The sequence below is a fragment of the Bacillus hominis genome (assembly GCF_018332515.1).
In the GTDB taxonomy this organism is placed as follows: Bacteria; Bacillota; Bacilli; order Bacillales; family Bacillaceae_G; genus Bacillus_A; species Bacillus_A hominis.
The window spans coordinates 1-3,672 of record NZ_BOQD01000303.1 but is presented as its reverse complement, the minus strand read 5'-3'; the positions used below and the strand labels follow the sequence as shown (position 1 = coordinate 3,672).

At 34.6% G+C, this 3,672-nt stretch carries 2 protein-coding genes and 1 pseudogene; 2 read left to right on the top strand and 1 reads right to left on the bottom strand.

All coding sequences use genetic code 11. From position 1 onward, the window contains the following. Positions 1–333 precede the first annotated feature (333 nt). Entirely contained in the window at positions 334–1,623 is a 1,290-nt protein-coding gene (locus KI356_RS23055) for a VTT domain-containing protein (protein ID WP_212936565.1), read from the bottom strand. A 621-nt stretch (positions 1,624–2,244) separates the two neighbouring features. Here KI356_RS23055 and KI356_RS23050 point away from each other — a divergent pair. Continuing rightward, positions 2,245–2,466: pseudogene (locus KI356_RS23050) on the top strand (helix-turn-helix domain-containing protein); the annotation flags it as partial. Between the two features lie 216 nt (positions 2,467–2,682). Continuing rightward, positions 2,683–3,585, top strand: a complete 903-nt coding sequence (locus tag KI356_RS23045) for an alpha/beta hydrolase family protein (protein ID WP_212936564.1) — start codon at positions 2,683–2,685, stop codon at positions 3,583–3,585. The last annotated feature ends 87 nt before the right edge of the window (positions 3,586–3,672 follow it).

Genomic DNA, 3,672 nt, shown 5'->3' with positions numbered 1-3,672 from the left:
TGAAAGGGTGCCCTAATTTATGCCTACAAACAACATATTAGTTGAGGAATTACGCATACTGGGTGAAGTTTCGAAATAAATTTTCTATCCATCACTTACAAGAACTTGCGTATCAAACAGGTATGATTCAACGAAAACGAAAATTTCAGGCACAAGACCTTGTATCACTCTTTGTGTTTTTTTGGAAAACAATCAGTTCTGAGTCTTTAGTTAGTCTCTGCACAAAATTAAATGAAGCCACAGGAACTTGTATCTCAGCCGAAGCGCTCTATACGCGTTGGAACGCGCGAACTGTAGCATTCCTTAAAAAGTTATTTCTGTATGTACTGGATATTAAATTTGCTTATTTACGATAAGGCGAAACATCTCAAATAGCAAGAAATTCAAGAACATCCACACCCCGCCATATACATATCCACCTACTATATCGCTTGGAAGTATATGAGAAAACGCAATGTTTGCAATTGCTATACCTAGCAATTGCAAGATACCCAGAAGAGGGAGAACAAATTGTATATACTTATTCTTCAAGTGACGTACCATTAGAAATAAGCAGGTGCCAAACACAATAATGGTAATTGTTGCTTTTTCATCTGGAAAAGCAGAAGAACGTGTTGCCGCATCTTTTCCTATAAAATGAAAATAAGACAGTGTGTGTAAGACTGCATTATGGTATATATGCGCTCCAAGTATGGAAACGATAAGTAAGAGACCTTCAAGCCATCTATTCCTTCCTGTTCTCCAAATAGCTAAAATCGTAATAATAATGAGAACACTAAATGCGATAGGCGACTGCAACGATAGAAATCCTTTGATACTACTTGCCCATCCTGTTTGAAGTACAGAATGAACAATATATGTAGTAACCTCGTTAAACTGAGTAAACTCATTATATAAATAATCCAGTGCCATTCCCAACATTAAAGTTATCATTCCTAATAAGACTAGTGTAAGACTGATAAGGAACACTTCCGTTGCTCGGATTGTTCGAAAATAGGAAATAAGCCAATTAAGCAGTCGTAGGAAAAAGTTTTTGATTTGTTTTTTGTAAAATTTGTAAACTAGTAACCCCCCTATAACGATAGCGAGTACAAGGACAATGTAGATAAGATATTGTCCGGCCAATTTATGAAAATCCTGCCAGCGCGGTCCTAATATTTTACCTAGTGTAATAAAGCTAATTGCCCATAAGCTTGCCCCTATGTATGCTGGAATAAAAAAGGTTCGATACGGCATTCTTGAAATACCAGATACGTATCCTGTGAAGTGCCGAACCCCAGTAATAAAATAAGCAACTACCAACAATTTACTTCCTGATCGTTCCATCCAGGCGGCTACTTTTTTGTAGTTCTTAGGTCCAAGGTGAATATACCGTCCATACTTTTCAATCAGTTTATAGCCTCCTAACCTTCCAATCCAGTATGTAACTGTAATTCCGACTCCTCCAGCAGCAATAGCTGTTAGAATGGCCAAGGTGTAATCCATTTTTCCTTGAAACACAAAATATCCGGCAAAGCTCATAAAGAATTCAGCCGAAATCGGAATCGCAAGCAGTTCAATCAAAATAACAGTGAATAAAATACTATAGCTGTGCTGCTCAAATACTGAAATTAAATGTTCCATGTCGTTCCTCCGAGCCTCATTCTTTTTTTGTTTTTATTTCATTTATCCCACTATTTGCGGGCAGTAATACTCCCACCTCAAAATTTGGTGAAAGCAAAGAAGTTAAGTGGGAGATAAACTGCCCGTAAAATCCCGATTATTAGTTTCACTTTTCTACATAAGCCATCAAACTCTAACAAATAAGGAGTTAAACAATGTGAATTATGAAATATTTCAATGGATTAATGATTTGGCGAGCCACTCCTCTTATCTAGATAGAGGTATGATATTCTTCAATTTCATTTATCTTTTCCAATGCTTGCCCTATTTTATTAATAAGTAATTGGAGATTCTTCAAGTAGCTAGGTATAGAATTTTTAAGATTTGTTGTAACTAAAATCCCCAAAATTCCAAAATATAAATTACGAAAACAATATATATAAATTACAATACAATTTTATATACTATTTAGAGGAGATTCAAGATTTTATTCTTATCTCAATTGGCAATCGCAACTGAATACTTTAATTTGCTTTAAAATAAAGAACGCACAAATAGCTGTTACTACTTAACTTGTGCGTTCTTGCAATTATATATTTGAGTTCCTCGCATTATGAAGTGTATCCTTAGAATCCATAAAGCATCTATAAAGGAAGACCAACTATCTATTCTCCAACAGCAAAGGATCCTCAAAAAAGGTTAGTATATAATCGAGTGATTGCAATGTTAAACAATGGTGAATCCATTTCTCATATTTCAAAAGAAAACGGTATAACTAGGCAGACTGTCTACAGAATAAAGCGTGCTATGTCTAGTTATAACTGTTATATGATTATTTTATCCTGGTTCTCATTTGTCACGTAAACAAATGAAAGAGTTTATTGTAAAGTGACAAAAAAGTCGTTTGAAAAAGAATAAAGTTGTTTAAAGAATACGAGTCATTCTATTCAACAATCAGATCCATATTCTGAAACAATACGGAGAGAGTTTAACTTGATATTGTAAGTTAACTAATTACTATTGTATTATTGAACAAGGTTATGAGGATAAATAATTAAAGGTTAATAGGAGATGAATTTGATGAATGAAGAAATAGAAAAAAATGATGTAATGTTCGCTGGCTATCGAAGAGTGGAGCTTTTTGATGAACAATTAGATATAACATTTCCTATGTTTGTTATGTACCCAACAAATACTCCTGAAAAATTTGAAAACATTGGACCTTATCATTTGAATGTTTCAAGTAATGCTGAGCCTCGAGAAGGTGTGTTTAGATTGGTCTTAATATCTCATGGCACCGGTGGTTCACCATTAGTTTATCGAACGATTGCTCGTCACTTGGCTCGTAACGGATTTGTAGTAGGAATGCCTGAACACCCATTCAATAATCGAAACGACAATACCTTGGAAGGTACAGTCGATAATCTAACCATTAGGCCAAAACATATTTCTATGGCGATCGATTGGTTCTTTAATAGTGAAGATTTTGCAAAAATTTTAAAACCTGATTCTGTTTCAGTCATCGGACATTCTATGGGAGGATACACAGCATTAGCAGCATCGGGAGGAGTACCAACCTCTTTCTCTTATGAGTCTTCTGATGAGAAATCTCACCTTATCAATATTACACCTGATTACAGAATAAAATCTTTAGTTCTTTTAGCACCAGCTTCAGTTTGGTTTAAAACAAAAGGTGCTTTGGAAGACATAAACATCCCTACTTTAATGCTTGTTGGGGAGAAAGATCAAATTACACCTTATTTTCATGCAGAAATTATATTAAATGGGATAACTGACAGTACTAAAATCCAACATAGAATAGTTAAAAACGCAGGACATTTTTCGTTTCTTAGTCCATTTCCAAAAGAAATGACAAACGCATCTTTTCTTCCTTCACAAGATCCACATGGATTTAATCGAGAATATTTCCATCATGAGCTAAATGAAGAGATTACAGAATTCTTATTAAAGAATATACAATAACAAGGGCCGTTTCTTAAACAAACCGAGAACAGATAATGAATCTCAATGTTACTCAACAATAGGACGCGATTGTTGAGTAACATTGAG